1 protein-coding gene is annotated in these 1,485 nt (G+C 47.7%); it reads left to right on the top strand.

Annotated elements, in window-relative coordinates:
- Nucleotides 1-50 precede the first annotated feature (50 nt).
- Nucleotides 51-1,485: helicase-related protein (locus tag A3757_RS21405; RefSeq protein WP_369819589.1), on the top strand; the 1,435-nt coding region annotated here is incomplete at its 3' end.

Here is a 1,485-nt window from a genome sequence, read left to right as displayed (position 1 = left end):
GCGAGCTAGCGATTCAGGTTGCTGAAGCATGTCAAAGTTATGCGAAACACATGAAGAACTTCCATGTTCTTCCTATTTACGGCGGCCAAAGCTATAGCAACCAGTTACGCCAGCTCAAGCGCGGCGCACAAGTGGTGGTTGGCACTCCGGGACGCGTCATGGATCACATGCGACGCGGGACGCTGAAACTCAACACCCTAAAAACCTTAGTACTTGATGAAGCAGATGAAATGCTACGCATGGGCTTTATTGATGATGTTGAATGGGTATTGGAACACACACCCGAGGATCGGCAAATCGCCCTATTCTCTGCGACCATGCCTCGCGAGATTAAGAAAGTAGCCCAGAACCACCTCACAGACCCAGAGATCATTAAAATCGCTGATAAAACAGCGACGGCAAAAACCATCAACCAGCGTTATATGATGACCTCCGGCATCGATAAGCTAGAAGCTTTGACTCGCGTTTTGGAGATGGAAACCTACGATGGTGTCATTATTTTCGTACGTACTAAAATTGCCACCGAAGAGCTTGCGTCAAAACTTAACGCTCGCGGTTATTCGGCGGCGGCTCTAAACGGCGATATAGCACAAGCGGCCCGAGAGAAAACAGTAGACCGCCTAAAGAAAGGTGGCATCGATATCCTTATCGGAACTGACGTTGTCGCGCGAGGTCTGGATGTCGAACGCATCAGTCACGTCATCAACTATGACGTTCCTTACGATACTGAAGCCTACGTTCACCGAATTGGCCGAACAGGCCGCGCCGGTCGTTCAGGTGATGCAATACTTTTCATCACACCACGTGAAAAGCGCATGCTTCGCTCTATTGAGAAGGCAACGAGCCAAGCTATTACACGAATGGATGTGCCGACAGCGAATGTCATTAATCAGATTCGCGTAGACCAGTTCAAGAAAAACATCCTGGAGCTACTTGAGTCTAACGACACCAGCTTTTTCCAAGAGATCATCGAAACGCTCATTGAAGAAAGTCATGCAGACCCGATCAAAATTGCTGCTGCACTCGCTCATATCAATAATGGTAATCGTCCCTTCTTGCTTGATCCGAATAGCGATAGAAAGATCAACAAACCCGAGCGAGAAAGGGAACCAAGGGAACCAAGAGAAAGAGATAGCCGAGGCGGTATGGATAAGTTGAAAGCCGCTCCTCGCCCACTAAGGGATCATCCAGATGTTAAACTGGTTCGCTACCGCTTGGACGTAGGCTATAAAGATAATGTCAAACCTGGCAATATCGTCGGCGCTATCGCAAACACTGCTGATTTAGATAGCGAATACATCGGACAAATTGAGATATACAACAACTTCAGTACGGTAGACTTACCTGACGGCATGCCTAAGTCGGTTTTATCTTTACTTAAAGCAGCTCGTGTCGCGAACAAGCCAATCAATCTGCGTAACTTCTCTATGAATGAAGTTGACGAAGGCTCTTTAAGGCCTAGCCCTAATAAGCGAAACACTAAGC

Source organism: Oleiphilus sp. HI0117 (genome assembly GCF_001635235.1).
The sequence above is the reverse complement of the archived record's forward strand: the minus strand, read 5'-3'. Positions and strand labels throughout refer to the sequence as shown.